Below are 23506 nucleotides of genomic sequence, written 5' to 3'. Positions count from 1 at the left end.
GGCAGTTCTTTTTAATTACAAAATCCCGAACCATCACGCAAGAGCGACCCATATGTCATTGCCCTAAACTGGGATCGGATTTGCCCAAGAGTAATCCGGATCCGTTTGCGTCGCGTCTTTATATGTACTTATTAGAGCCCAACGATCCTTCCCAGAAATGTTGGGATAGGACGAATGAAATGTCAAATCGTGAAAGATAACGGCCGATCCCGCTTTGACCGCAATTGTAACTGCCTTGTTTTCATCGATATACTCCTGTGAAAGCCTACTGCCGAACCCCTCTTTGGCATCCGTATTGTGAAAGTGCTTAACCACAGTTCGATGGGTTCCCGGAATTATTTTCAGACACCCGTTTTCCGGTGTGGCATCATCCAGCGCGATCCAAACCGATACTTTGTGGCTTCCTTCCCAATAAGGCCAATCTTGATGCCAGGGAGACGGGAAATCTTTCGATGCATCCTTGGCTACCACTTTATCGGATAAAAACAAGATTTGATCGCCAATGATCTCTTTAAGGACTGACACAATTCTCGGATCTGTGGCAAGCTTTCTGAACAGTTCACTTTTGAAAGCGAGCCCTACATAAACACCATTGGAAAAATCATTACCGTTCCCACCTTTTTCATTTACCGCCTCTACTACAATGCGCTTGATTTCGGCCTTGAGAACGGAAATTTCATCCTGCGAGAATATGTTCTCCATCAACACATATCCGTCTGATTCGAACGTTTCCTTTAAACCGTTAACCAAATTAATTCCCCCTTAAAATTTTATCGATTCTCAGCTTGATTTTATGTTACAGGTACAGCCCCTGTAAATGCTCAGAATACAACGTGATGTTCTAAAAGGAATATTTATAAATTGTTATCTGCACGACAATATCATAAAATGAAATGAAAATAGGAGAAGGGAGTTACCACATGTATGTCAATTTCGTTCCTAAATTAGACTATGTTTCCCTTCCACTTATCCCCTTGAATAACGGTCATCTTAAATTGACAATGGGAGACAGCGTCGAGAAAAATTGCTGGCCCTTCTATCAGTTTGTTTGCTGCTTTCAGGGACAGGGGTTTTATAATGCCGATGGTCGCAGCTTTGAATTGATACCGGGTTCGATCATCTTTATGAAGCCGGGCGCTTATCATCATTACTCGGTTAAAGGAGACAACCTTTTTTTATCATGGGTCTCTTTTGAAGGACATTTGATCGAGAAAATATGCGATGATTACAATCTAGAAGAAGAAAAGTATTTTGCGATCCTGCACGACTATTCTCATCCCAACTTCCATCTGGAAATCATGTCCATATACGAACAAATGGATGACCCTTTTGCGATGGAACGTGTATCCACCATTCTTTACCGGATGATCATTGAATATTTTTTGCAGTTAAAACGCAAGGCGTTTTCAAAGAAATATGATGACAAACAAGCAAAAATCATTTCGTTAGCCGTTGATTGGATGAAAGAGAATATGAAGTCCCCTCCGGACATTACCGCGCTCGCAGAAGGAATACAGATCTCCCGACAGCATCTCTGCAGGCTATTCCAACTAAAATTCGGGGTATCTACGAAAGAATATTGGACCATTATTAAAATAATGCAATCCAAGAAGGATCTTGTCGAATTACGAGAAAAAGCAATCAAGGACATTGCTGTAGATCTCGGATTTATCAATCCGAGCCATTTTGGAAAGGTGTTTAAACAGGTAACCGGTGTATCCCCGAATGCGTTTCGAGCTTCTTATTTATAATCAGCTATCATTTATCAATTAAATAAAAAGGCCCTTCAAAAATTCGAAGGGCGATCAAATACTCGATTAAACTTTCGTTCAAATTCTAGAAATTTGCTTGCCATACAATTATTTTGTTTCCATTAAGGTCGTACATTTCAAAACTTAATCCGACCCAAGAATGGTCAACAATTTCTTCTACCTCTACCCCATTTTCTTTCAAATGATCGTGCAATACTTTTGCATCATCACAGTGGAAATTAATCACTGGAATGACCCAGCCATTTTGGCTTAATTGCGTTACTTCATCTACTCTAATCAAGTCTAAGTCAGGTCCACTGGACAATCTTAAAAAAGTGTGGTCCTCTGTTAGTTCACCTTCATACTGACAACCAAGATGCTTAACATACCATTCTGCTGATTCTTTAACATTGACCACGGGGATACAACAATTTATCACTTTCTTGATTTCAAATGATTGAGTAGCTACATTATTTTCTTTACTTGTCATCACCACTACCTCCGCAGAATTATTGGTTTGCCCGTGAATGGCTTTTAATGCATTGGGAATTCGGTCGAGTTTGTACCCATCGGAATGATTGAGGCTGGTTGGGACACGAGATCCCGTATAACAAGCGATGATATGGACAAGCCTTTTTAGAGGGCGGAAAACCATTCCGTAGGACGTTCCATTTCGAGCATACTCGTGATAGTTTAGCTAATCTCAAACCGGCTTAGAAAGTTTCAACTTCGTAAAGTAAAGACGGATGCTGCTGACGCTTACCTTTTGGGGGAGTTGTACTACAAGGAAGAATTTGAACCTTTTAAGAAAAGGGGTGTACAACTGCTCAATCTACGCTATCTAACAAGGCAATATGAATCTCTTTTAAAGATATGCGTGCAGACTAAACTGCAATTCCAAGCTATTTTAGATCAGGTTTTCCCTGCTTACAAAGGTGTCTTTGGAGCTATGTATTCAGGCATTTCACTACATTTTTAAGTGAATTACCAACCTAATATTCGGTTTTGCTACAGACTAAGATACAATAAAAGCTAAAATGAAAGATCTGCTATCTTCGAAACGTGGACGTTTAGAGAAATGGATTAACCAAGACGTTCAACGGCTGCTAAATGCGGCAAAACAAAATCCATTTAAGCAAACCAAGTACACAAGCCACTTGATTAATTTGAAAGTCCTTATTACCCTGATTCTTCAGTACCAAGAGCATCTTATTGAATTGGAACAGAACATAGATGTTCTGGCTGAAGAAATTGAAGAGTATGAATTAATTCGGTCAATCCCCGGTTTCGCCTTTGCAGGCATTGACCCAAGTGTCTTTGCTTCCGGTAAGTTTACAGCGACTCGAAACCGAATCACAAAACGTGGTTCCAGACAGCTACGTTGCGCGCTAATGATGGCTGTTCAGTGTGGACTTATTCGTTCTCGCAACACTCGACTCAAAGAATTTTACGAACGTAAAGGAACTGAGGGTAAGCCACATAAAGTGGCATTAGTCGCATGTGCAAATAAGCTAGTTCATTGGCTCCATGCTATCCTAAAAAGTAAAAAAGTATTCCGTCCAGCTTAATAAAGCTAATTGGTTGAACCTTCCAAAACACTGTTTGACTTGAAGGGTTATTTGGCTTGCCTATTTTAACTATATCACATGATGTAGCTTCACTTTACGATAATCTTGACAAGCTATTAGCTGGTATAACGGGGAAAAGGCAGCCAATAATACTGGTTGCCCTCTCCTGAAAGTTATTGCGGTACATTTCCCCTTTATCATAATAAAAAGTCGTTCATTTATTTCTGAGATAAGAAAAGACAGATATCCAAAAGATGCATCCGAGCAAAATTTGAATTCCACTTTCTTCAATATGTCTCCCAGTCCCACTTAGCAACAACCCTGAAAAAAAGCCTAGCACAATGCAAATTACTACCTCAAGTAACTTGGTTTTCATAAATGTTCACCTTACTACCTTTTATCTTATATTTGTTTTGATTTTAATTTATCATATGAATCCCTTGTACAAGTAATAGTAATTTTATCTAGTATAATGCCCGTTAGCTGAACATGCTGCCGAATTATTGGCGGCATGTTTAAATTGCACTATCGTTCCCCGTTAGAATTCCTGTGGAACGAAAAATTTGGACTTTGAATAAAAAAGAGCGCCCCTGTACGATGGGAGTACGAAACGGGTCTACAGCCCTTAAAATCCCACATCAGGAGGTCGCTCTACTATGAAGTTTAAATCACAAGATAAGCAAAATCAACTCATTGAAAACATTACAGTTAATCATCTTGTTGTCGGTGTAGACATTGCTTAGGAGACCCACGTTGCTAGAGCCGTTAACTTCCGCGGCATTGCCCTGGGTAACCCATTGGAATTTAGTAACGATGAGGTGGGCTTCCGAGCTTTTGATCGCTGGATCAGAGACTTACTAGCATCGTACAAGCTAATCAAGATGATGGTCGGTATGGAGCCTACAGGCCACTATTGGCTCAGCCTTGCTCGTTAGCTTAAAGACAGAGGGATTGAAGCCGTGCTCGTTAACCCTCACCTCGTTAAGAAGAACAAAGAAAACCGTGACAATACACGATCCAAAAGTGATAAAAAGGATGCTCTAGTTATCGCAGACATGGTGAAGAACGGCTACTATTCTCCTGTCCGTTTCCATTCCACAGAATACGAAGAATTGCGGGTCCTTATGGCAAACCGAGAAACCGTTGTTAAACGGCTTGTAAGTGCTGTGAATCAGATCCATCGATGGGTCGACATTGTTTTCCCTGAACTTCGACAAGTCTTTAAAATCTTGACTTGCAAGGGTGCACTAGCGACGCTTCGACTGTTTCCTCTTCCCGCTGACCTATGTAAATTAGAGCCTGACGACATAATCGCAGGTTGGAGGAATTGCATGAAACGGCATTCCGGTATTCGTAGAGCTAAATTGCTCATTGAGCTAGCCAATCGAACGGTTGGTTCCCAGCAGGCAACTCATGCATACAGGCTCCATCTTGAGCAGCTTCTTGAGGAATATGACTTAGCAAGTAAACAACTTCAGAGAATCGAAAATGAGGTCAAGGAAGTGCTTGAGCGTGTCCCGTATACAGGAAAAATCCTAGCTATTACAGGCGTAAGTGCGACTTCTTTAGCTGGTGTTCTAGGGGAGTCCGGCGATCTGAGCGGTTTCACGCATGGTAACGCACTACTGCGTCATGCAGGTCTAAATTTGACCGAAGCTAGTTCGGGAAAATGGAAAGGGCAGATGTCGTTGAGTAAACGAGGCCGACCACGCCTTCGACACTTCCTTTATTTAATCACGATGTGCATGGTCATGTGTAACGAAGAATTTAAGGCTTTGCATCAACATAACGTCCAGGTTAAAAAGCTTAAAAAGATGAAGTCCATCATGAAGTTATGCGGAAAGCTGGCCCGTCTTTTAGTCGGAATGGCGCGCAGCGATGAAGCCTACAACCCAAGTAAAGTCTTTGCATTGGCAGCTTAATAACAACTCACGCAAGTTGGTTTATTCGCAGGATTACAAAGAAAGCACGGAGTATCGGTAGATGTTACGCAAAAGGGCTCCGACCCGTTCCGTTAGAAAGACCGACCTCCACCCCTTAGATAGGTGTAACGAAGGAATGAAAGGGCATTTGACCCGTTGAGACATAGGAGTGAAAATCGCTAGGGGTATCGTGGAGAATACGTGCAGTAAGTGGAACAAATTGGGTAGGACTACTCCCTACTCTATTCCCGCACGCCTTCTGACCGTACATCTTAGCAAACCTGGCTCTCTTCATTCACCAACCAAATCTCAAGGTGGGTGAAATCCTGCGAATACACGAGCTTGCGTGAGTAAATCAAATTATACCGAGGGAGCTTAACGTCTTCATATTGTTCCAATCTTCAAGTAATACCCCGTATGTTTTTACATCGCTAAAAGTTCCATTCTTAAGTAGTGTATCTTTCCTAAGTGTCCCTTCTAGAACCATTCCAAGCTTTTTCATAACATGTCCAGATGCAGCATTGTCTGCATGGTGCCATGCTACTATTTTGTGCATGCCTAGTTCTTCAAATGCAAATCTCATGACTTCATACGCGGTTTCCGTTACAATACCGATATTCCACCATTTTGAATCGATATAATAGCCCAATTCGCAACGACATGACTTATTTGATATATCAAGCAAATGAACAGAACCTATCACTTCATCTTCAAACTCAATCGCCCAACGGTAAAACTCGGGATTTTCGTATCCTGATATCCATTTGGTAAGCATTTCAGCCGTTTCTTCCAGCGATTCGTGAGTTTCCCACGACAAATATTTTGTCATTTGAGCATCACTTGTCATGTTGTGGTATACCGCATGTTTGTCGTTCATTGCAAACTTACGTAAAACCAGCCGTTTCGTTTTTATCGGAACTGTTCCTTTATGTATCAGCACAATTTATCTCCTCAATATGTAGAATTTGAAACTAGCAGCTCGCAAGATTTACAATTTATTTCTATATGTTACTGTCTCTATCCTGCCAGTTAGTTTAATAAAGAAAGGGAACAGCTGCCACAGCAAACTGCCCCTTATTTGTTCAACTATAGTTCTCCGTTAGCGTAATGGACTGCCGTTCATTCTGTGGCAGCCTCGTGGTGTAGTTTATTGTGCTATCGTTCTCAGTTAGTTTAAGGCAGATGTATTTTCGAATAAATATGTTTGAGCATATTCAAGCTCAAACAGTCCGCCTTCCTTTAAAAAATTTGAGAGTATCTGAACATGTGATGCTCCCACAATAAACAAGATACGCTCATTCAAAGAAGTTACTAAATCGGAAAGATTTGAATACATTATTAAATTTCGTTTGTACCACCAAGTTAACCAGTCCATACCAAAATATTCATCTGCTGATTTTATACGAGACATGTTCAAATTCATCTTATGGTTTTGATCTAAAAATATGGGGTCATTACAATCACGATACATATCTAAAACACTTTTGTATTCATTTTCTTTATCTTTTAGATAGCTGTTTTGTATCCAACTAAATAGAGAAGTAAAAACATCAGGTTGGTGTTCTTTAGCCCATTCATAAACCTCTCCAACACTCTTTGTACCGCCTTGCCCCATCCAATCCACACAAAAGATTTCTTCATGATTAAAAGAAGCGGCTATTCGAAAACCAAGTTGATAGACCTCACTTCTTTCCAATTCATATCGTCCAGCTAGAAAACACTTGTACTTTTCATTGATTGTGTCGTTATTCTGTCTTTCAACTTCTACTGCGATTTTTGTCGGGTTGAAATTATTAATTAGTTCTACAACTTCGAGAATCTCCTGTTGCCTTTTATCAGTTAGGTTATTATCTAATTCCTTTGGAAACATATCTGGTGTAGACCCCATATGAAATGTGCCCAGAACTAATATCTTAGGTTTATCCAATGAAATTTGTGAGTTGGTCATTATTCCCCCCCCAGATTACGGTCTTTTGTATTAATATTCCACACCGTTAATCATCTTCCTTTTTTTGTAACTATCCTGCCCGTTAGCGTAGCGAAGGGCTGGCACGAGACAGTCCTTCAGTCCTTCAGCATTGTGCTATCGTTACCCGTTAGCGTAATAACTGTTGATTAGCTAACTTTATCAAATTCTCTCGGGTGTCTCATAAACGTACTTTGGCATTGGTAGTATCAGATGACACTGGACTCCAGTTACAGCCCCCCAGTAACAGGGGTATACGATCCGGTAACAAAACGCGAATCGTCGCTTGCCAAGAACGAAATAACACCTGCAATATCATCAGGTTCCGCCACACGCCTCAGTGATGTGAAGCTACTAATGGTTTGTTTCTCTTCCTCTGACAAAAAGGCCGTCGCATCGGTTTGCACTAGTCCCGGTGCAACCACGTTGGCTGAAATCCCTTGTGGACCGAATTCTTGGGCAATATAGTCGGAAAAGGTATTCAACCCTCCTTTTGCCGTTCCATGAGCGATCATGGAAGGCGAGGGATCCTTACCTAAACTACTGGATACATAAATGATACGTCCGAACTTTTGTTCAATCATGAACGGAATAACGGATTTAGTCGTCACGAATGCTGCTTTTAGTTCATCGTTTAATTTCTGAGAGAACTCCTCCCAATTCATTTCGGCAAAGGGCTTTGCAGTGAAACTCATATTCGCGTTGCAGACCAATATATCAATTTTCTTAAAAGCTTCTAAAGTAGCGTCTACGAGCTTTGTAAATTGGTGTGAATCACGAACATCCGCCCGGAGAGCAATGGCTTCTCCGCCGCTGGATCGAATATCGGAGGCAGCATCTTGATTTTTAAATAATTAACAACGACTTTCGCACCCCGTTGGGCCAATAATTTTGATGCAGCACTTCCAATTCCTCTAGCGCCTCCGGTAACGATAACAACTTTCCCCTGTAGATTCATACTATTCTTCCTTCCATCCTACTATTTAATTTCGAATGTTCTAACTTTAGATTCGAGCTTCATAACAACATTCCGGGTAGTCTTAGCGAAGCTGACCAAAAAACTTTCGGATGTCATTAACTAACAGGTCAGGTGCTTCCATTGCCGCAAAGTGACCACCGCGATCGAATTCCGACCAGTGCACGACATTATGCTCACGTTCGACAATACCTCGGATCGAGATGTCTTTCGGAAAAACCGCAACACCAGTAGGAACCATAGAGCGTTGAGCAGGCATGCCCCAGGATTTCGCCTCCTCTTTATAAATCCGTGCCGATGACCCTGCCGTTCCGGTCAACCAATACAATGAGACATTTGTTAGCATGTGGTCGAGATCAACGGCATCTTCCGGAAGATTTGCTGTAGGGTCTGTCCATTCCTTGAACTTCTCTACTATCCAAGCAAGCTGACCGACGGGCGAGTCAGTCAGACCATAGGCAAGCGTCTGAGGTCGTGTAGATTGTATAATCGCATAACCCGTTGTCTCATAGCTTTGTTGAGTCAACGTATCGTAGCGCGCTCGCTCGATTTCAGTTAAATCAAGCGATTCTGTGAGATCTCCGGACGGGAATGTTGTAAGCCCGCTTGCATGAATACCAATGACAGAGTCTGGCGCAAATCGTCCAAGCTCTGGAGAAACCATTGCCCCGGTGTCACCACCTTGAGCGCCGTAACGTTCATAACCTAGTCGACGCATCAGTTCAGCCCAAGCTCTGGCTACTCGATTAATGTTCCACCCTACCTCGGTTGTCGGTCCAGAAAAGCCAAATCCGGGTAGCGAAGGTATGACGACATGGAAAGAATCTGCCGGATTACCGCCATGAGCACGGGGATCGGTGAGCGGTCCTATAATGTTCATAAACTCAACGATCGAACAGGGCCAACCATGTGTGATGATCAACGGCATTGCATCTGGTTCTGGGGAACGTACATGCAGAAAGTGTATGTTCTGTCCGTCTATGGTGGTGGTGAACTGCGGGAATTTGTTAAGAGATTCCTCGTGTTTGCGCCAGTCATATTTGGATCTCCAGTATTCCGCCAGTTCCTTGAGGTAATCAACGGGAATACCATAGTCCCAGCCTACACCGGCTAAAGCATCCGGCCAACGTGTACGGGTTAAACGGTCTCGTAATTCATCAAGATCAGCCTGCGGAACATCAATACGGAAAGGCTTGATCTCAGTGCTCTGGTGGCCACTGAGTACAATTTGTTGTTCTGAATGAGTCATTTTTTTGGAAAGCCTCCTCAAATTTCTATGTATTATCTTGTAACTGATTAATATGTTCTCTCTATTTAAACTCATAATAAACCATGCTTATTGACAACAGTGTGTCAACAATCGATATAAAGTTTAGCTATCTCCAAGGCGCTTTTCCGTACAGCTGCAGCAATATGCGAGGGTTCAAGAATGAACAAATCCGTTCTAAAATGAAGTAAAAAGCCGATTAACCAGTCGTTATCCAGGTATCGGACCCGAACGATAAGCGAACCATCGGGTTGCCGTTCAATTTCATCCGCATCAAAATGATCTTCTGCTGGAACCTTAGCCGGTCCTGTAAATCTAAGCACCAGATCGACCATCTTGGAATCACGCTGCGGATTCCAATTTTCATTCAACTCAGACAGCGTCACCATTCGACGCTGGAACGTATCCTCAAGAATGAGTAGATTCCGGATCCGAGAAAGCCTGAACATGCGGTAATCATCTCGTTTTAAGCAATAACCGTGAAGATACCACGTGTAGCCTTTGAGCACCAGCCCCATAGGTTCAATACAACGTTCTGTTTCTCCCCCTTGTCCGTTGGTATATGTAAAACGGATCAGCCTTTTATCACTTACGGCTTTATGCAGCGTGTCATACTTATTTCGTTCTGAAGAGCTTCTTTTCCACGGATTTAAGTCTATGATGACCTGATCAGCACCAGCCATACGACCTTGTTCTGCCTTCGAGACCAATGCGCCAACTTTGTCGAGCAGCCCGTCTAATTTTTGGTTGCTAAATGCCTGTGTAGATTGAAGGCCTCGCAAAGCTGTAGAGAGGGAAATAAGTTCATTGAATGAAAGCATTTGCCTATCCAATCGAAAGTTTTCCATGATTTCGAATCCGCCTTCTGCTCCCGTGTACGAAATAATGGGAATTCCCGCTAGATTCAATGTTTCCAAATCGCGATAAATCGTACGCAATGAAACCTCCAGACGATCAGCCAATTCTTGGGCCTGTACGCGTTTGCGGTTTAATAGAAGGATCGTAATGGCCATAAGTCGCTCAAGTTTCACTGTTGTCCCCCCAATTCAATAAGGTAACTGGTTAATAAAATGTTTCAGTTCCACTAATACGATGCTTTAACTCCTGCGGGTAATTAGGCTCTTACTTGTATAATAAACTTTCATTGTAGACAATAGTCTGTCAGGATTAGAAAATTCACCAGTGTTTTTTCCTTTTTTTTGAAACCACGATTTCAGATATCATCTTAAATGATCAATCCCCAGTTAATAAAACCGTGCTATAATACATCTACGCTTGATTGGCTTATTCCTTTATCCTGCCCGTTAGTTGAGAAAACGGCAACCATGGACTTGGCTGCCGTTTCTTCGTGTTTATTAAGCTATCGTTCCCCGTTAGTTGAATGATTTAAGGTCGAATTCCGATAGCTTCCTGGTGAACTCATTCAACGCATTCGACTTATTTATGTCCTGAAAAATCATCTTGGATCTTTTTCAATCTTTCAAGGTGTGGTTTCAATTGCCGCAGCATCTCCGCTTTATAAGGCGCTACTTGCTCTTGGAAAAACATGCGATGTGCGTCTTCCTTAAACGACGCAATTGTCTTGTCTAATGCACGGAGCTCCATCGCCAGCAAGTGCAAGGTTTCTCTAGTCTTGGCGTCTATCGTTTTAGGATTAGACTTCCAATACGAGTAGCTTATACTGTATAACGGTCCCCATACCCGCGCTTCAAGAGCAAGAATAAACATGTCCTGCTGCTCATCCGTTGTCATTGCCGTATTATTAACTAAAAGCTTAGGGACAGCGTTGTTTGTGTAGTTATCGCTAAATTCAATGAGTGTTAACAGTTGCTCATCAATTTCTTCTGCTTGTATCTTTGCCTTATCAATCAATTGTCGAATCTTAGCAGGATCTTCGTTTTCCTTCGACTCACTGATTGCCATCAAAGTGTCAGCAAGCGGAATCGTTTCAGAAGCGTGCTTCACTAAATAGGCAAATGCCGAGTCGTTCTTCAGCTGATACAGTGAATTTAGGCTGTTGTATTTAACAGATGACTGGTTTTCCAAATGTCTGTACACTGCAACGTTTATTAATATGATAATGATAAGTAGTAGTGCGTAGATCTTTATGTGCTTTGGCAAAGTGTACTTCCTTTCTGATCAAATGTATTCTAATAATTCTTAGTCGCCCAATTGAACCACATTGTAGCACATGATTCCAGTTTAGTCAGATTCTATTTAATTCTATTTTCTACACTCAACAACACTTAACATACTCCCATATTTTCGGAAGCCTGCTTTTGTTGCGTTAACCTGCCCGTTAGCGTAATGAAAAATGGAGCAGTTGCCGACTGATATGCTCCCCTTACGGTAGACAGGTGAAATAATAAAACCTGCTACTGAAAGGGGGGCTTTTTTATGCTTAGACGTCAATATTCTGCCTCAGAGAAACTCGCTATCCTAGAAGAAATCGAGAATGGTGAGATAGGTGTTAATGCAGTAGGCAAAAAACACGGCATTAATACAGGGACCTTATGGAAATGGCAACGTCGTTATAAGGTGTACGGATATGAAGGTTTAGAGAGTCGTACTCATAATCGAAGTTACAGTGCTGAGATTAAGCTCCAAGCAGTGAAGGATTACCTTGAGGGGGGAATGTCTTCGTATCAGATCATCGATAAATACAAGATTTCTAGTAGAACGCAGCTTTCTAACTGGATTAAGCAGTATAATCATCGTAGCAGCTTAATAGCCTATTCAAGGGGAGCGAAAGCGATGACGAAGGGGCGTTCTACGACTTGGCAGGAACGAATCGATATTGTCCAATACTGCCTAACACATCAGCGTGACATTCATAAGGCAGCGGGACATTTTCAGGTCTCCTACCAGCAAGTGTACCAATGGGTGAAGAAGTTCGAATACCGCGGTCAGGATGCATTAAAGGATGGCCGTGGACGAAAGAAAGCACTGGAAGAGTTATCGGAGGCAGATCACCAAAAGCTCGAGATGAAGAAGATGGAATATGAAATGGAACGGCTACGGGCGGAGAATGCGTTTCTAAAAAAGTTACGGGAATTCCAATGGAGGCAAAACTAAGTCAATACCGCCAAGAGAACGTCTATCTTGCCATTCAAGCGCTTCGGGAAGAAGCGTTGTTCAGCGTTCAGCTTCTGTGTGAAATTGCAGGAATCCCACGCTCAAGCTATTACAAGTGGCTAAATCGCAAACCCAGTTCCCGTGAACAGGAGAACGCAGAACTGACACATGTCATGTTGTCCATTTACGAGAAAGTTGAGCGCATCTTTGGATATCGTCAATTAACGCTACATATGCGCAGCCAAACGGAAAGACCGATTAACCATAAGCGCGTCTACCGCCTGATGAGGGTACAGGGGATCCAGTCAGTTATCCGTAGGAAGAAAAAGAGTTACGTGATCGCCACTCCGCAGCAGGTGGCCGAGAACATACTAAACCGCGAATTCCATGCCGTTGCACCGAATGAAAAGTGGCTCACCGATGTAACGGAATTCAAGTACGGCAATGGCCAAAAAGCGTATTTAAGCGCGATTCTCGACCTTCATGATAAATCCATCGTCTCCTATGTATTAGGGCGTTCCAATAACAATCCGCTTGTATTCCAGACGTTAAAACGAGCCCTACAAGCAGCCCCAGGAAGCAGCCCCATGCTTCATAGTGATCGAGGCTTCCAATACACCTCTTTGGGCTTTAAGGAGCTCTTGGATGACAATAAAATGATCCAGAGTATGTCCCGTGTTGGACGGTGCATTGATAACGGTCCAATGGAATCTTTCTGGGGGACCTTGAAATGTGAGAAGTATTATTTGCACACGTACCATACTTTTGAGGAGCTTTCGAGGGACATCGAGACCTATATCCACTTTTACAATAACGAACGGTTACAAGCAAAACTAAACGGCCTCAGTCCAATGGAATTTAGGACCAAGGCCGCTTAATTGATTTTTATTATTTGTACTGTCTACTTGACGGGGTGCAGTTCACACTGCAACTGCTCCATTTTATGTTTAACTAACGTTTCCCGTTAGTTAAGTACCGCTGTCTAGTCTAATACTTTATTTATCTTGTACATTTTCCCAAAGGCTGCAAAAATGTTTAACCTTTAAATTGAGGATGCCAGGTTATCGGTGGTAGAAGCAATATGATCATACGCTTTTTTTAGTTCACCAATAGCATTGGAGTTGACGGAGATATGACCCGTAGTCTCTTCGATCCGTTTCATCATCGACGACACAGATTTTGTTATTTCGATTAACTGGTCGTTAATGTTTTCTGCTGATTGTTTGCTAGTGCTTGCCATTTTCCTGATTTCATTAGCAACTACTTCAAAGCCGCGTCCGTGTTCACCGGCTCGGGCAGCTTCGATAGCAGCATTCAAACCCAATAGATGGGATTGTGAAGCAATATCTTTGACAACGGCAGTGACGGATCGAATATTTTTAACCTGTTCATTGACCGACGAAGACTCCTTATTAAGCCTCGTCATATCGTATAGAATCTGATTCGATGCTTCCAATACCCCATCCGTGTTGGCAGTCATTTCCTCCACCATTGCCATTAGTTCCGATGTGCTTTGCTGGATAACGGTTTCACGTTTTGTAATATCAGTTGCAATCTTAAGAACCGCTTCCACATGACTATCCTTAAAAACAGGCATATAGCTTGCTTCTAGTGTTAACTTTCGTCCGTCCTTAGTAACTCGTACAATTTTATCTTGAAAGGCTCTTGCTTGACGCAAGCCATCCCACAAATCAACATAGGCTTGACTAGAAGCAAATTCAGGTAAGCAGAAATTCCGATGATGAGTGCCAATAATTTCTTCAACCGTATATCCCATTGCAGAAACGAAAAGTTCATTCGACCATAACACCTGCCCTTGCGTGTCAAACAATATTATAGCTAAATGTCTTTGAATCGATGATAATACAGCTAAGTCTTGATGGATATTGTCTTTCATGTGACATCCCACTCTCCAATACTTTAAGTTAATACGTGATCCAATTTTACCTGAGGTCCTGTTGGCGCTACCCTACCTATATAGTAGCAAGCGAGTTTTTTTTATGATGGATGGATTGAGCTAACCTGCCCGTTAGTCAGCTTTTTCCAATGTTATTCTACCACTACTCTTGTTTCTTGATAAAATTTGTTTTGCTTCATTCCTCTATTACAAGATTCTTCGCTTCGCACCATTCGATAACTAATTCCTTTAACTTTTTTTCTTTGAATTCATACCATTGTTTTTCGACGTCATGTTCTATGATCCCGTCCTTAAATCTTCTGAATGCCCCTCTTCCTTGAATAGCTCCAAATAATTCTTCTCTAACATCATCTTCGCTTAATGTTCCGATAAATTCTTCTATTATTTCGTACTCATGGTACTCGTTTCTTAGTGTGAAATCCAAGTAAGCATCATTTTCATCTTCAATAATTTTTATGGCTTTTTCGATATTCTCTCTTTGCCAATCCGGAAACTTTTCAAGGGGCTCTTCATCTTCTGCGGCTCTTATCTCTTCTCTTGTTAATGTAATAACTTCTCCCGTATGAGTGTTTATATATGTAAAGGTCTCGTCCATTTGAATATCAATCTCATTAATTAAATCATCTAATTTTACTGCTGCTTTTTTCTTCATTTGGCCCTGCCCTTTCAATGAAATCCCTTTTTACAATATAGTTTATTCAAAACACCAAAAAAAATCAAAGAGGAGCTGATTTAGAACATGCAACTCCCTATCAACTATCGTTCCCAGTTAGTTGAGCCCATCATTTACCAAACGGAGATTTTCGAATGAAGCGCGACGTAACACACTATCAATAAGCCGCTCATTCTATGTGGAATCACCTCACGAAACGGAAATAATCGTTCGCTAAGCAATTCATTGCATAAAAAAGCCGGCCCCTTTGAACTGCACCCCAATTGTTAGACACCATCTAACATTGGAGGTGCAGTTTTTGTATGGCTAAGTTTAGTGCAGATGAAAGATTACAAGCAGTTAAACGTTATCAACATGGTTCAGAGGCTTAAAATTAGCCTCAATGATCCAAACCTTAGCATGATGATCCAAACCAATATCAAAGCTTATAATGTTTTGTAACGGATAATAATCATTTAGTTGTTTTGCTGCCAATAAACAGACTTTTTTTATGCTCTTTAACAATTTTCGGGTCAGAGTTGGCTTCATGTGTATTTGCGCAATCGCTTTATTAACTGGAAGTATTGTTCTGGAAACATTCGTAACAATATAGTCTCGTTCAGCTACAACCGCCAGCATACCGCTTACTTTCCATGTCAATCGTTTTTTTCTTTGTACAAGCACTTTTATATCAAACGGGCTTTCACCAATTTCATCCAAACATATACGGAGTTGTACAATATATTTTGAATGGCGGGTCATTTTTTAAATTTGACCAAAGACAGCTCGCTTACCGTCCATGATGATTCTTCTGTTTTCATATCGTATCACATACCGATTCTCTTCTAATGGATAAACTTGAGTTATGCCGTACCCGGATTTTCCGAGATACGGCTTAAGCATCACCGTTCCGTATTTACCCATAAAATTCCATGAAGACTTCCTTGAAAATCTTTGGGTTTCAGGCAAATACCGGTCAAGCTTTTTCGTGTCGCGCAACACCTTGAACTTGACCCACTTGTTTTGAGGGCGAGCATTTATAGATTTCCCCTTAAATATTTGCTTGAATAAACCGCACCGCATTTAGTCCGATCATCTGAGCAGCGGTGGACGGCTGACAATCCGGTAAAATAGGCGCAATGGACAGATCGGCAACCTTAAAATTTTTGGTACCAAACACATTGAGGAATCCATCGACAACCCCTTCTTGAATCTTCCGTCCCATCCGACACTGCCCGCCAATAGAGATAGTTTTGTTGTTGCTCCCAATAATTGTAATTAACAGTTAAAGACGAAATTGGGACATTTTTGTTGCACTTGTGCCGATATGGCTATAGGGTGATATGAGGCATATTCTTTCGTTTTATTCAAACCTGCTTATATGTGCTATAACTTTGTATCCATTCGGTGATATGCAAAGCAACTTTTTTTATCTCCATATTAGAGGTATCGATTGTAGGCATCGGAGGATTATATGCAATATGTGCATTTTCCAGCAACCACTTTGCAAAGGATTTATGTTCTTCAATTAAATCATCCGACCAATTTCTCTCTTTTAATCTTATTTCACGAGTTGCATCATCACAATGTAAGTTCAAATAATAGATTTGATTAAAAAAATTATAATCCTCACACTTTTCAGCATCCCAGGGCATTAGTGTTCCACATATGACCGTGATCCGCCCACTTTCAGCAATGCTTCTTGCCATACGAAACCATATATTTCGAATCCGACTCCAATCGTCTCCTATAAACGGTTGAATGCTATCAATATCAAACACATCGACTTCAGGTAACTGTTGACGCAGTTCCTTAATGACGGTTGTCTTACCTGAACCACTTGCCCCTGTCACGATAAACAATGGTATTTTTTTATCCATGATACACCTCTCCCATTCTATCAGTCTAGAATCTTGAAAATGGCTAGGTACCTGCTATAACAACAATGTTTATGAAGTGGCAATAAAAGCCGATTTCACACCTCTTTTAAACCCTGCATTCTCATAAAATAATAATGTTCCTTCTTCATTTGAACCTGTAAGCAGCATCACTTTATAACAATGCTGTTCCCACGCCATTTCTAACGCTTTCTGCAGCACTTCCTTTCCATAACCTTTCCGTCTGTAATCACGATGAGTAACTACATTTTCAATTAGACCATATGGTCTTGCATTTCTTGTTAGGTTTGAGATAACTACTAAAACACAGGAAGCCACTAATAGGCCATCAATATCGACTACCAAGTAATACATATTAGGGTCGCTAACTATTCTCGTCCATACAGAATCAAGTTCTTCGAGAGCCAGCACATGGTCATCCTCGTGTAGATGTTTGTACAACTCTAGTAACTGTGGCAGCTCATCTCGATTGATCTGTCTAATAACTGCATTGTTACTCATTCCCGCTCCTCCTAATCGAAATTGGTAATAGTCATTTTACTGGTATGCTACACATTAACATTATAATTAAGCGGCAGTTCATCCCCAGGTAGGCCCCGAATACCCCAGTTTGTTTTCGGACTCTCAAAATCGTTATTTCTATATCTTCAGGAGAAATATGTAATTGAACATGAATATTTTCAAAGAGCAACCTAATTAACTGCTTTTTCGAATCTACGGAGCGGCCTTCAAAAACACTTATTTCGATAATCGTATATGCTTCAGTACGTCCAGGAGCGTAATGAAAATCTTCTTTCTCCATGGGGAAAATACGATGAAACTTCTTATCGGAAGGCAGTTTAAAAGCATCCACGATGCAACTAATGTACAATCTCTGATAATTGTTGTTTGATTGGATTTAAATTTTCTTTCAATCCAAAAATTTTCACTTGAGCCATTCTACTAATCTCACCTTTCTATTTCATTCCTCTATTATAAAATTTACTATATTTCCCAATTACATCACAAGCAATTGGTTCATAGCATCCTACACTAAGCCGAACCAAGCTTGACTCAGCAAACGGATTCCTTCCTTAATTCCTTCCTCACTCATTCCCCCGAACCCAAGTAAAAGGAAAGATGGAGGACATTTCTCTTGATCCATCCAATGAACCTTAGGAGAGTACACTTTCACTCCACTTTTGGCTGCTAGTTCAATCAACTCTGTTCTCTCTCTTTGCTTAACATCGAGCAATATATGCAATCCTGATTTGCTCCCAACGATATTCACACGATCCCCCATATAATGAATGATCGCGCTTAGAAGAGCATTATGCTTTGCATGGTATAACCTCCTCATTTTGCGAATATGTCCGGCAAAATGTCCCCTATTCATGAAAAGAAACATTGCTCGTTGAATGATTGGCGAAGCCGGTTGACTATAAAGAGAGAATATTTGCTCCATTTTCCCGATCATTGTTGTCGGTAGAACCATATAGCTTAAGCGGGCAGCTGGCAAAAACGATTTTGAAAAGGTGCCTAAATAAATAACACGCTCACCTGAATCCAATGCTTTTAGGGACGGTATCGGCTGTCCTATATATCGAAACTCGCTATCATAATCATCTTCAATAATGATAGCGTCATTTTGACTCGCCCATTGCAGCAGCTTCATTCGTTTCTGAATCGATAACACCATGCCTAATGGGAATTGGTGAGAAGGTGTCACGTAAACTGCATTTACATTTGTCGATTGCAGTTCTTCTATATTCAAACCGTCATTGTCAATCGTAATCGGTGTGATTTGGCAGCCATGATTTTCAAAAACAGTTCTGACACCATTATAGCCGGGATCTTCCATTGCAATGTTTTGTCCTCCTAGAGACAAAAGCTGCAGCAGCATGTTTATGGAATGCTGTGTCCCTGAACAAATAACAATTTGATTTGGGTTGCACGACACTCCGCGAGATTGGAATAAATAGCTGGCAATTTCAGTTCTGAGCTCTTCATCCCCTTGCGGATGTCCATACCCTAGTATTTGATAGGGGTCATTATTTAAGGAATCAACCAAACACTTCTTCCAAATATTCACCGGAAATCGTTCCCATTCTATGTCGCCATAGTTAAAATCATACCGATACGGTTGTTCACTAACACTTTTCACTGAATGAAGTGGAACAGGAGCACGCGTATCATGTACTTCCTCTAGCGGCAGCACCATTAACCCATTTCGACTTTTACTCTCTACATAACCCTCCGCTAATAATTGTTGATAAGCAGCTTCTACTGTATTTTTACTAATCTTTAAATACTGTGACAGCTCACGAATGGATGGCAGCTTGGCCCCTTCAGAAATGGAACCCGATTCTATTTGCTCTTTAATATAAATGTATAACTGCGAATAAAGAGGAATGCTCCCCTGCTTATCCAGTAAAGGTGTTATCTCAATCAAATGCAGCGCCTGCCCCCATTAAATACTTGGAAACTGTCCCTTTTCACAGGGACATATCTTCTTTACTATTACATTATCACATAAAATAAAGGGTGTGCATGAATATGTTTCCAGTTAGGCTTCAGAAATTAGAGTGTACCGACCAAGAAAAAATTCAGTCCTTTTTGTTACACGCAAAAACAGGATTCCTTGGCCTTTCCGCAGATGGGCTCCCTTACGTTGTTCCGTTAAATTTCACATGGTCGAACGGTTCTATTTACTTTCATGGTGCGGCTGAAGGTCGTAAGGTGACTATGATGCAGCAAAATCCCGAAGCCTGCTTCACGGTGAGTGAAGAATTCGGAACGCTAACCAGCCCCGTTCCTGCTCACACCGATACAGCATATATGAGTGTTATGGTTTTTGGACAAATACAGTTCGTTAATGACTTGGATGAAGCTGCAGAAGCGATGCAAAGCATGCTGAATAAATATGTACCTGGCTATTACAATCAACCTTTGTCGAAATCTCATTTGGAAAAGTACAAATCGTCGATGGGAAGCTCAACACAGGTGTTTAAACTAATATCCACTTCCATCTCCGCCAAAGAAAACGAAAAAAATGAGAGAGCGATGTTTTATCCAGGAAAAACAGTGCACAACGATTTATAATCATAGAGCAGTAATACACAACCTGAACTTTTGGCGTGAACCGCCTTCAGGACCATCAGGAAGCAACTCTTCCAACGGAATAAAACCAAATTTCTCATAGAATCGTCTTGCAGGCAATCCATTTGGAATATCATCACCAAATGTAGTAACGAACAGATCTGATGGAACCTCGACAAGTGTCAGGATATGTTGCAGCAATGCCGATGCGACTCCTTTATATCTTGCCTCACTTGCGACGGATAACCAACCAATTTTATAGCTTGGTGCATTGGATGTTGAAAACAATACTCCCCCAAGCAAGCGTGAACCTGGTGGACCATCATTTTCTCTTACACAGAAGGCTCGATCTTGATTGATATTTTTCTTTAATATCAGAACAAAGTTTGGATCATCCACCATCGGACCAAAGAGATATTCAACTTCAGAAGCTAGCTCCAGCCAGCCTTTTATATCTTCCATTGCTGCGTTTACAACTTTCATTTATAATTTCCCCTTTAGAAAAGCAAGATGCCGAAAATCACCACATCATAATACTATATTACAGGTGATTACTTTCAAAAAAAACCGAAAGATAGACACTTTGTAAATACGGCGTCTGTCTTTCGGCTTTTATATTCTATTCAACTATTCGTTTATGAATGCCCTTGGTGATGTTTTTTTAACGATACATATGAACTCCACTTACTACCACATTCGCTGCACATGCTCCAGCTTCCCATGGAGCTGTATAATCCAAACCCTTTATTGGCCGCTCTATCAGCTCTTCAAACTCTACAATTTCCAGACACTTATGATCAGCTAAATATTGAATCGTTTGTTTTGCTCTAGCGTATGGGCTTGACATTACTAAGAAATCTTTCGTAAATATCTGGATAGGATACACTAGCTTGCTGATTCTGCATGGACATAAATACTACTGAACAGATTATTATTAATATAGGCGTTTAATCGCCATAAACCCGCTTCAGGCAGTTCCATCATCGATGGAATAGAAGCGTCAGCGCCATTCAAAGGACCGCCTAAACTACGCGCAGAGAAAACATCGATTTCTTGTATCGTGCCTTCTTTTACGGCTGTAACGACAAAGCTGCCCGAAAGCTCATCCTTGCTCCCCCAAAAATGCCACATATACTTATTCATTTTCCCAGCAATGAACGTGACTTTATCATCTTTAATGGGACCTACAATGAATCCAGCCTTGTCTTTCTCGCCAGCTAGAACATAGTTATGGGGCAACCCATCCTGACCCGTATAAGGGACTTTAAAAGTAGATGTACTCGTCCATGGAGCAGGCTCTGGCACCTCTAAAACAAAATCACCGTAAACTTCTGCATTTAGCTTGACCTCAAATTTCCATGTCCCGCCAAATGGAAGGGCAAAACGAGTAGTAAAACGCTGTAAAGAATCGTAACCTGAGCTTGGCTTTGTAATCGTTATTGGAGATGTGACCATCAAATGTTTTCCCGATTGTGAGTGAAACCCTTCAATGCTAAGCTCTTTCCCCGAAAACGTATCAAAAGGCTGCGTGAAATGAAGTACGAATCCATTTTGTACACCTGCAAGGAGATACGGATCAGGAAACACTTGAAATAGTAAGGTCCCGTTGCTCCAATATTCCGTTCGGGTTTCATTTGTTGGATTGGTTCCGATTTTGTGATCTATTTTGGAAGGAGTCGTAAACAAGCTGGTTATATCGGTCATGAATAACACACAGACGATTACGATTGCGATTACCATTGCACTCAATGATGCGAGCCGAGCCGTATATGTCTTTTTCTTTTGTTTGTGATTAACCTTATAAATAATTTGTTCTCGCAATTGCTCGGTGAAACGAGGATCAACAAACGGGGATTTGACAAGTGCATCTTCCCACTGTTTTGGCTTGTTCATATGGCATCCCCTCCCTTTGACTCACTTTCCAGCAAACCCGATATTTTTTTGCGTGCACGATGCAGCCGCGATTTGATAGTCCCTTCCGCTACTTGCAGCATGTTTGCCATCTCTTGAATGGTTAGCTGATAATGGATCTCCAGCAGCAGTACTTCCCTATACTTAAGTGGAAGCTTCATAACGGTGTTCCAAATATATTGGGTTTCCATTCGATCAAACACTTCGGCTTCAGCTGATCGTGACATATCCTTTCTCACTACGTAATCCCTAAGGATTACTTTAGAGAAAAAGGCGTTTCTGCGGTATTTAAACGTTTTGTTTCGTGTGATCGTAAGCAGCCAGCTCTTAATGCTCGCTTCCCCTCGGAAAGTATGGAGCTTCTCGTACACCGTCAAAAAAACCTCCTGAGAGATGTCATCAGCGGCATCGGAATTTCGAATTAAAAAGAAGGCGAAGTTCCACACGTCGTTGCCATGTGCTTTCATCAAATCAATTAGCACGGCATCCATTTCAATTCCTTTTGCCAAGTACTTAATATAATCCAGCTCCACCTCATCACCTCTCTTTTTAAGAAGACCCCTTTCCGTCCTAAAAGTTCCCAAAACCTAAAAAATAAGTACGTTATCTCCAAAACACTTAACTGTAAATGATAAGAGCTGCTAATTTCCAATTAGCGTGATAAAAAGACGTAAGAATTCACCTGCAATTGTTACGTCTCTTTTTCCAACCAATGATTATCGTTTCTCCGCTTGAATTTCGTGTTCCTCTACATAATTGCGATAGCTGCTTTTGTTATAGAAACGAATGATGTCATTGGCTATTTCGGGATAAATTTGAACGGTGGTTAATTCAGATATCGGAATCCATTTAACAGCTGATTGATGGGGATCAGGACAATTAGGAAGTTTTGGAACAGAGTTCTCTTTCAGTTTACATTCAAATGTAATACCAACGGAATGAACGTCGCCATATAGATTATCGTTTTTTGCTGGCTGATATTCATATACAAATGCTACTGAACCCACCTCAATATCAACCGAAGCCTCCTCTTTCGCCTCTCTTATGACAGCCTCAACCAATGTTTCGCCAGCCTCCACCCCGCCTGCAGGGAGATTGTAATGGACACCATCATCGTTATCATTTTTGAATTCGATTAGCAGTATAGCCTCATCCTGGATAATCAAAGCTCCTGCTCTAAGCCTGAATTTGTTCATTATTATCCTCCAAAAATTATCATCAGTGGTCCAATCTATTTGATATCCGAAGCTCCGTTTAAAGAAAATAGATCTAGAATTTAGATCTAAATTCTCCAAACAAACCCCTCTTCAAAAAATAGATCTAGAAATTAGACTTAACATATCGTGAATCCCACGAATTTGCCTTAAAAATGCGAAAACGACGGAAATAGGTCTAGAAGCTAGACCTATTTCCTCTGTTTACACTCGACTTGCAAAAATAAGTCTAATAACTAGACTTAGCACGTCGCATGAGGCACTTAGCTCTTCGCACCTCGCACCTCACAAGAGGCACATCCCGCGAATT

23 protein-coding genes and 5 pseudogenes are annotated in these 23506 nt (G+C 41.2%); 6 read left to right on the top strand and 22 right to left on the bottom strand.

What is annotated here, in order from left to right:
- Nucleotides 1-63: 63 nt before the first annotated feature.
- Nucleotides 64-750 (bottom strand): phytanoyl-CoA dioxygenase family protein, encoded by a 687-nt coding sequence (locus tag AC0YN6_RS09325; RefSeq protein WP_475746491.1) that lies wholly within the window; start codon nucleotides 748-750, stop codon nucleotides 64-66.
- A 170-nt stretch (nucleotides 751-920) separates the two neighbouring features.
- Here AC0YN6_RS09325 and AC0YN6_RS09320 point away from each other — a divergent pair, with 170 nt between their 5' ends.
- On the top strand, nucleotides 921-1751 hold the full coding sequence (locus AC0YN6_RS09320) for a helix-turn-helix domain-containing protein (protein WP_475746490.1): 831 nt from the start codon (nucleotides 921-923) through the stop codon (nucleotides 1749-1751).
- Between the two features lie 85 nt (nucleotides 1752-1836).
- Here AC0YN6_RS09320 and AC0YN6_RS09315 read toward each other — a convergent pair whose 3' ends face one another.
- Nucleotides 1837-2241 carry a VOC family protein gene (locus AC0YN6_RS09315; RefSeq protein ID WP_475746488.1) on the bottom strand — a complete coding sequence of 135 codons (405 nt, stop codon included), beginning with the start codon at nucleotides 2239-2241 and terminating at the stop codon, nucleotides 1837-1839.
- 131 nt (nucleotides 2242-2372) lie between these two features.
- On the opposite strand from AC0YN6_RS09315, the pseudogene AC0YN6_RS09310 reads away from it, so the two are divergent.
- Both AC0YN6_RS09310 and AC0YN6_RS09305 read left to right on the top strand, forming a co-directional pair.
- A pseudogene (locus AC0YN6_RS09310) lies at nucleotides 2373-3319 on the top strand (IS110 family transposase); the annotation flags it as partial.
- Nucleotides 3320-3975: 656 nt separating this feature from the next.
- Nucleotides 3976-5241 (top strand): annotated as a pseudogene (locus AC0YN6_RS09305) (IS110 family RNA-guided transposase).
- Between the two features lie 355 nt (nucleotides 5242-5596).
- Here the strand turns inward: AC0YN6_RS09305 and AC0YN6_RS09300 are convergent.
- From AC0YN6_RS09300 to AC0YN6_RS09270, 7 genes are all read right to left on the bottom strand, one after another.
- Nucleotides 5597-6181: a GNAT family N-acetyltransferase gene (locus AC0YN6_RS09300; protein ID WP_475746487.1), complete on the bottom strand. Its 585-nt coding sequence runs from the start codon at nucleotides 6179-6181 to the stop codon at nucleotides 5597-5599.
- A 228-nt stretch (nucleotides 6182-6409) separates the two neighbouring features.
- On the bottom strand, nucleotides 6410-7189 hold the full coding sequence (locus AC0YN6_RS09295; protein ID WP_475746486.1) for a DUF5694 domain-containing protein: 780 nt from the start codon (nucleotides 7187-7189) through the stop codon (nucleotides 6410-6412).
- Nucleotides 7190-7437: 248 nt separating this feature from the next.
- On the bottom strand, nucleotides 7438-8007 hold the full coding sequence (locus AC0YN6_RS09290; RefSeq protein WP_475746852.1) for an SDR family NAD(P)-dependent oxidoreductase: 570 nt from the start codon (nucleotides 8005-8007) through the stop codon (nucleotides 7438-7440).
- A complete protein-coding gene (locus tag AC0YN6_RS09285) occupies nucleotides 7956-8165 on the bottom strand; it encodes an SDR family NAD(P)-dependent oxidoreductase (RefSeq protein WP_475746485.1) in 210 nt (69 codons plus the stop codon). Before AC0YN6_RS09285 ends, AC0YN6_RS09290 begins: the two co-directional genes overlap by 52 nt.
- Nucleotides 8166-8247: 82 nt before the next feature.
- Nucleotides 8248-9432 carry an epoxide hydrolase family protein gene (locus AC0YN6_RS09280; protein WP_475746484.1) on the bottom strand — a complete coding sequence of 395 codons (1185 nt, stop codon included), beginning with the start codon at nucleotides 9430-9432 and terminating at the stop codon, nucleotides 8248-8250.
- 104 nt (nucleotides 9433-9536) lie between these two features.
- Nucleotides 9537-10481: a helix-turn-helix transcriptional regulator gene (locus AC0YN6_RS09275; RefSeq protein WP_475746483.1), complete on the bottom strand. Its 945-nt coding sequence runs from the start codon at nucleotides 10479-10481 to the stop codon at nucleotides 9537-9539.
- Between the two features lie 406 nt (nucleotides 10482-10887).
- Complete coding sequence (locus tag AC0YN6_RS09270) at nucleotides 10888-11571, bottom strand: hypothetical protein (RefSeq protein ID WP_475746482.1); 684 nt, start codon at nucleotides 11569-11571, stop codon at nucleotides 10888-10890.
- A 276-nt stretch (nucleotides 11572-11847) separates the two neighbouring features.
- Between AC0YN6_RS09270 and AC0YN6_RS09265 the strand changes: the two genes are divergently transcribed.
- The gene (locus AC0YN6_RS09265) at nucleotides 11848-12525 is read left to right on the top strand and encodes a transposase (protein ID WP_475746480.1); all 678 of its coding nucleotides are present in this window, start codon (nucleotides 11848-11850) and stop codon (nucleotides 12523-12525) included.
- Nucleotides 12510-13403 (top strand): IS3 family transposase, encoded by an 894-nt coding sequence (locus AC0YN6_RS09260; protein WP_475746479.1) that lies wholly within the window; start codon nucleotides 12510-12512, stop codon nucleotides 13401-13403. The genes AC0YN6_RS09265 and AC0YN6_RS09260 overlap by 16 nt, the downstream gene beginning before the upstream one ends.
- A gap of 164 nt (nucleotides 13404-13567) precedes the next feature.
- Here the strand turns inward: AC0YN6_RS09260 and AC0YN6_RS09255 are convergent, their stop codons facing one another.
- The 8 genes and pseudogenes from AC0YN6_RS09255 to pdxR all read right to left on the bottom strand — a co-directional run bounded on the left by AC0YN6_RS09255 (nucleotide 13568) and on the right by pdxR (nucleotide 19424).
- Nucleotides 13568-14422, bottom strand: a complete 855-nt coding sequence (locus tag AC0YN6_RS09255; RefSeq protein WP_475746478.1) for a methyl-accepting chemotaxis protein — start codon at nucleotides 14420-14422, stop codon at nucleotides 13568-13570.
- A gap of 196 nt (nucleotides 14423-14618) precedes the next feature.
- A complete protein-coding gene (locus AC0YN6_RS09250; protein WP_475746477.1) occupies nucleotides 14619-15095 on the bottom strand; it encodes a UPF0158 family protein in 477 nt (158 codons plus the stop codon).
- Nucleotides 15096-15455: 360 nt separating this feature from the next.
- Nucleotides 15456-16178, bottom strand: a pseudogene (locus AC0YN6_RS09245) (YheC/YheD family protein).
- Nucleotides 16147-16335 (bottom strand): annotated as a pseudogene (locus AC0YN6_RS09240) (GMC oxidoreductase); the annotation flags it as partial. The pseudogenes AC0YN6_RS09240 and AC0YN6_RS09245, both read right to left, overlap by 32 nt.
- Before the next feature lie 127 nt (nucleotides 16336-16462).
- On the bottom strand, nucleotides 16463-16975 hold the full coding sequence (locus AC0YN6_RS09235) for an AAA family ATPase (protein WP_475746476.1): 513 nt from the start codon (nucleotides 16973-16975) through the stop codon (nucleotides 16463-16465).
- 69 nt (nucleotides 16976-17044) lie between these two features.
- Nucleotides 17045-17494, bottom strand: coding sequence for a GNAT family N-acetyltransferase (locus AC0YN6_RS09230; RefSeq protein ID WP_475746475.1), 450 nt, complete (start codon nucleotides 17492-17494; stop codon nucleotides 17045-17047).
- A gap of 47 nt (nucleotides 17495-17541) precedes the next feature.
- Nucleotides 17542-17931 (bottom strand): annotated as a pseudogene (locus AC0YN6_RS09225) (tautomerase family protein).
- A gap of 89 nt (nucleotides 17932-18020) precedes the next feature.
- Entirely contained in the window at nucleotides 18021-19424 is a 1404-nt protein-coding gene (pdxR, locus tag AC0YN6_RS09220) for a MocR-like pyridoxine biosynthesis transcription factor PdxR (RefSeq protein ID WP_475746474.1), read from the bottom strand.
- A 104-nt stretch (nucleotides 19425-19528) separates the two neighbouring features.
- Here pdxR and AC0YN6_RS09215 point away from each other — a divergent pair, with 104 nt between their 5' ends.
- Complete coding sequence (locus AC0YN6_RS09215; RefSeq protein ID WP_475746473.1) at nucleotides 19529-20074, top strand: pyridoxamine 5'-phosphate oxidase family protein; 546 nt, start codon at nucleotides 19529-19531, stop codon at nucleotides 20072-20074.
- Here AC0YN6_RS09215 and AC0YN6_RS09210 read toward each other — a convergent pair whose 3' ends face one another.
- The 5 genes from AC0YN6_RS09210 to AC0YN6_RS09190 form a co-directional block, all read right to left on the bottom strand.
- The gene (locus AC0YN6_RS09210; RefSeq protein ID WP_475746472.1) at nucleotides 20075-20554 is read right to left on the bottom strand and encodes a GNAT family N-acetyltransferase; all 480 of its coding nucleotides are present in this window, start codon (nucleotides 20552-20554) and stop codon (nucleotides 20075-20077) included.
- 178 nt (nucleotides 20555-20732) lie between these two features.
- Nucleotides 20733-20918 (bottom strand): hypothetical protein, encoded by a 186-nt coding sequence (locus tag AC0YN6_RS09205; RefSeq protein WP_475746471.1) that lies wholly within the window; start codon nucleotides 20916-20918, stop codon nucleotides 20733-20735.
- Nucleotides 20919-20956: 38 nt separating this feature from the next.
- Nucleotides 20957-21964, bottom strand: coding sequence for a hypothetical protein (locus AC0YN6_RS09200; RefSeq protein WP_475746470.1), 1008 nt, complete (start codon nucleotides 21962-21964; stop codon nucleotides 20957-20959).
- The gene (locus tag AC0YN6_RS09195; protein WP_475746468.1) at nucleotides 21961-22515 is read right to left on the bottom strand and encodes an RNA polymerase sigma factor; all 555 of its coding nucleotides are present in this window, start codon (nucleotides 22513-22515) and stop codon (nucleotides 21961-21963) included. The genes AC0YN6_RS09200 and AC0YN6_RS09195 overlap by 4 nt, the downstream gene beginning before the upstream one ends.
- 183 nt (nucleotides 22516-22698) lie before the next feature.
- A complete protein-coding gene (locus tag AC0YN6_RS09190) occupies nucleotides 22699-23178 on the bottom strand; it encodes an NUDIX domain-containing protein (RefSeq protein WP_475746466.1) in 480 nt (159 codons plus the stop codon).
- Nucleotides 23179-23506: the final 328 nt, after the last annotated feature.

The organism is Paenibacillus sp. J22P15, from assembly GCF_056269345.1.
Note: the sequence above shows the minus strand (reverse complement) of the source record. Positions and strands in the feature narration are given on the sequence as shown.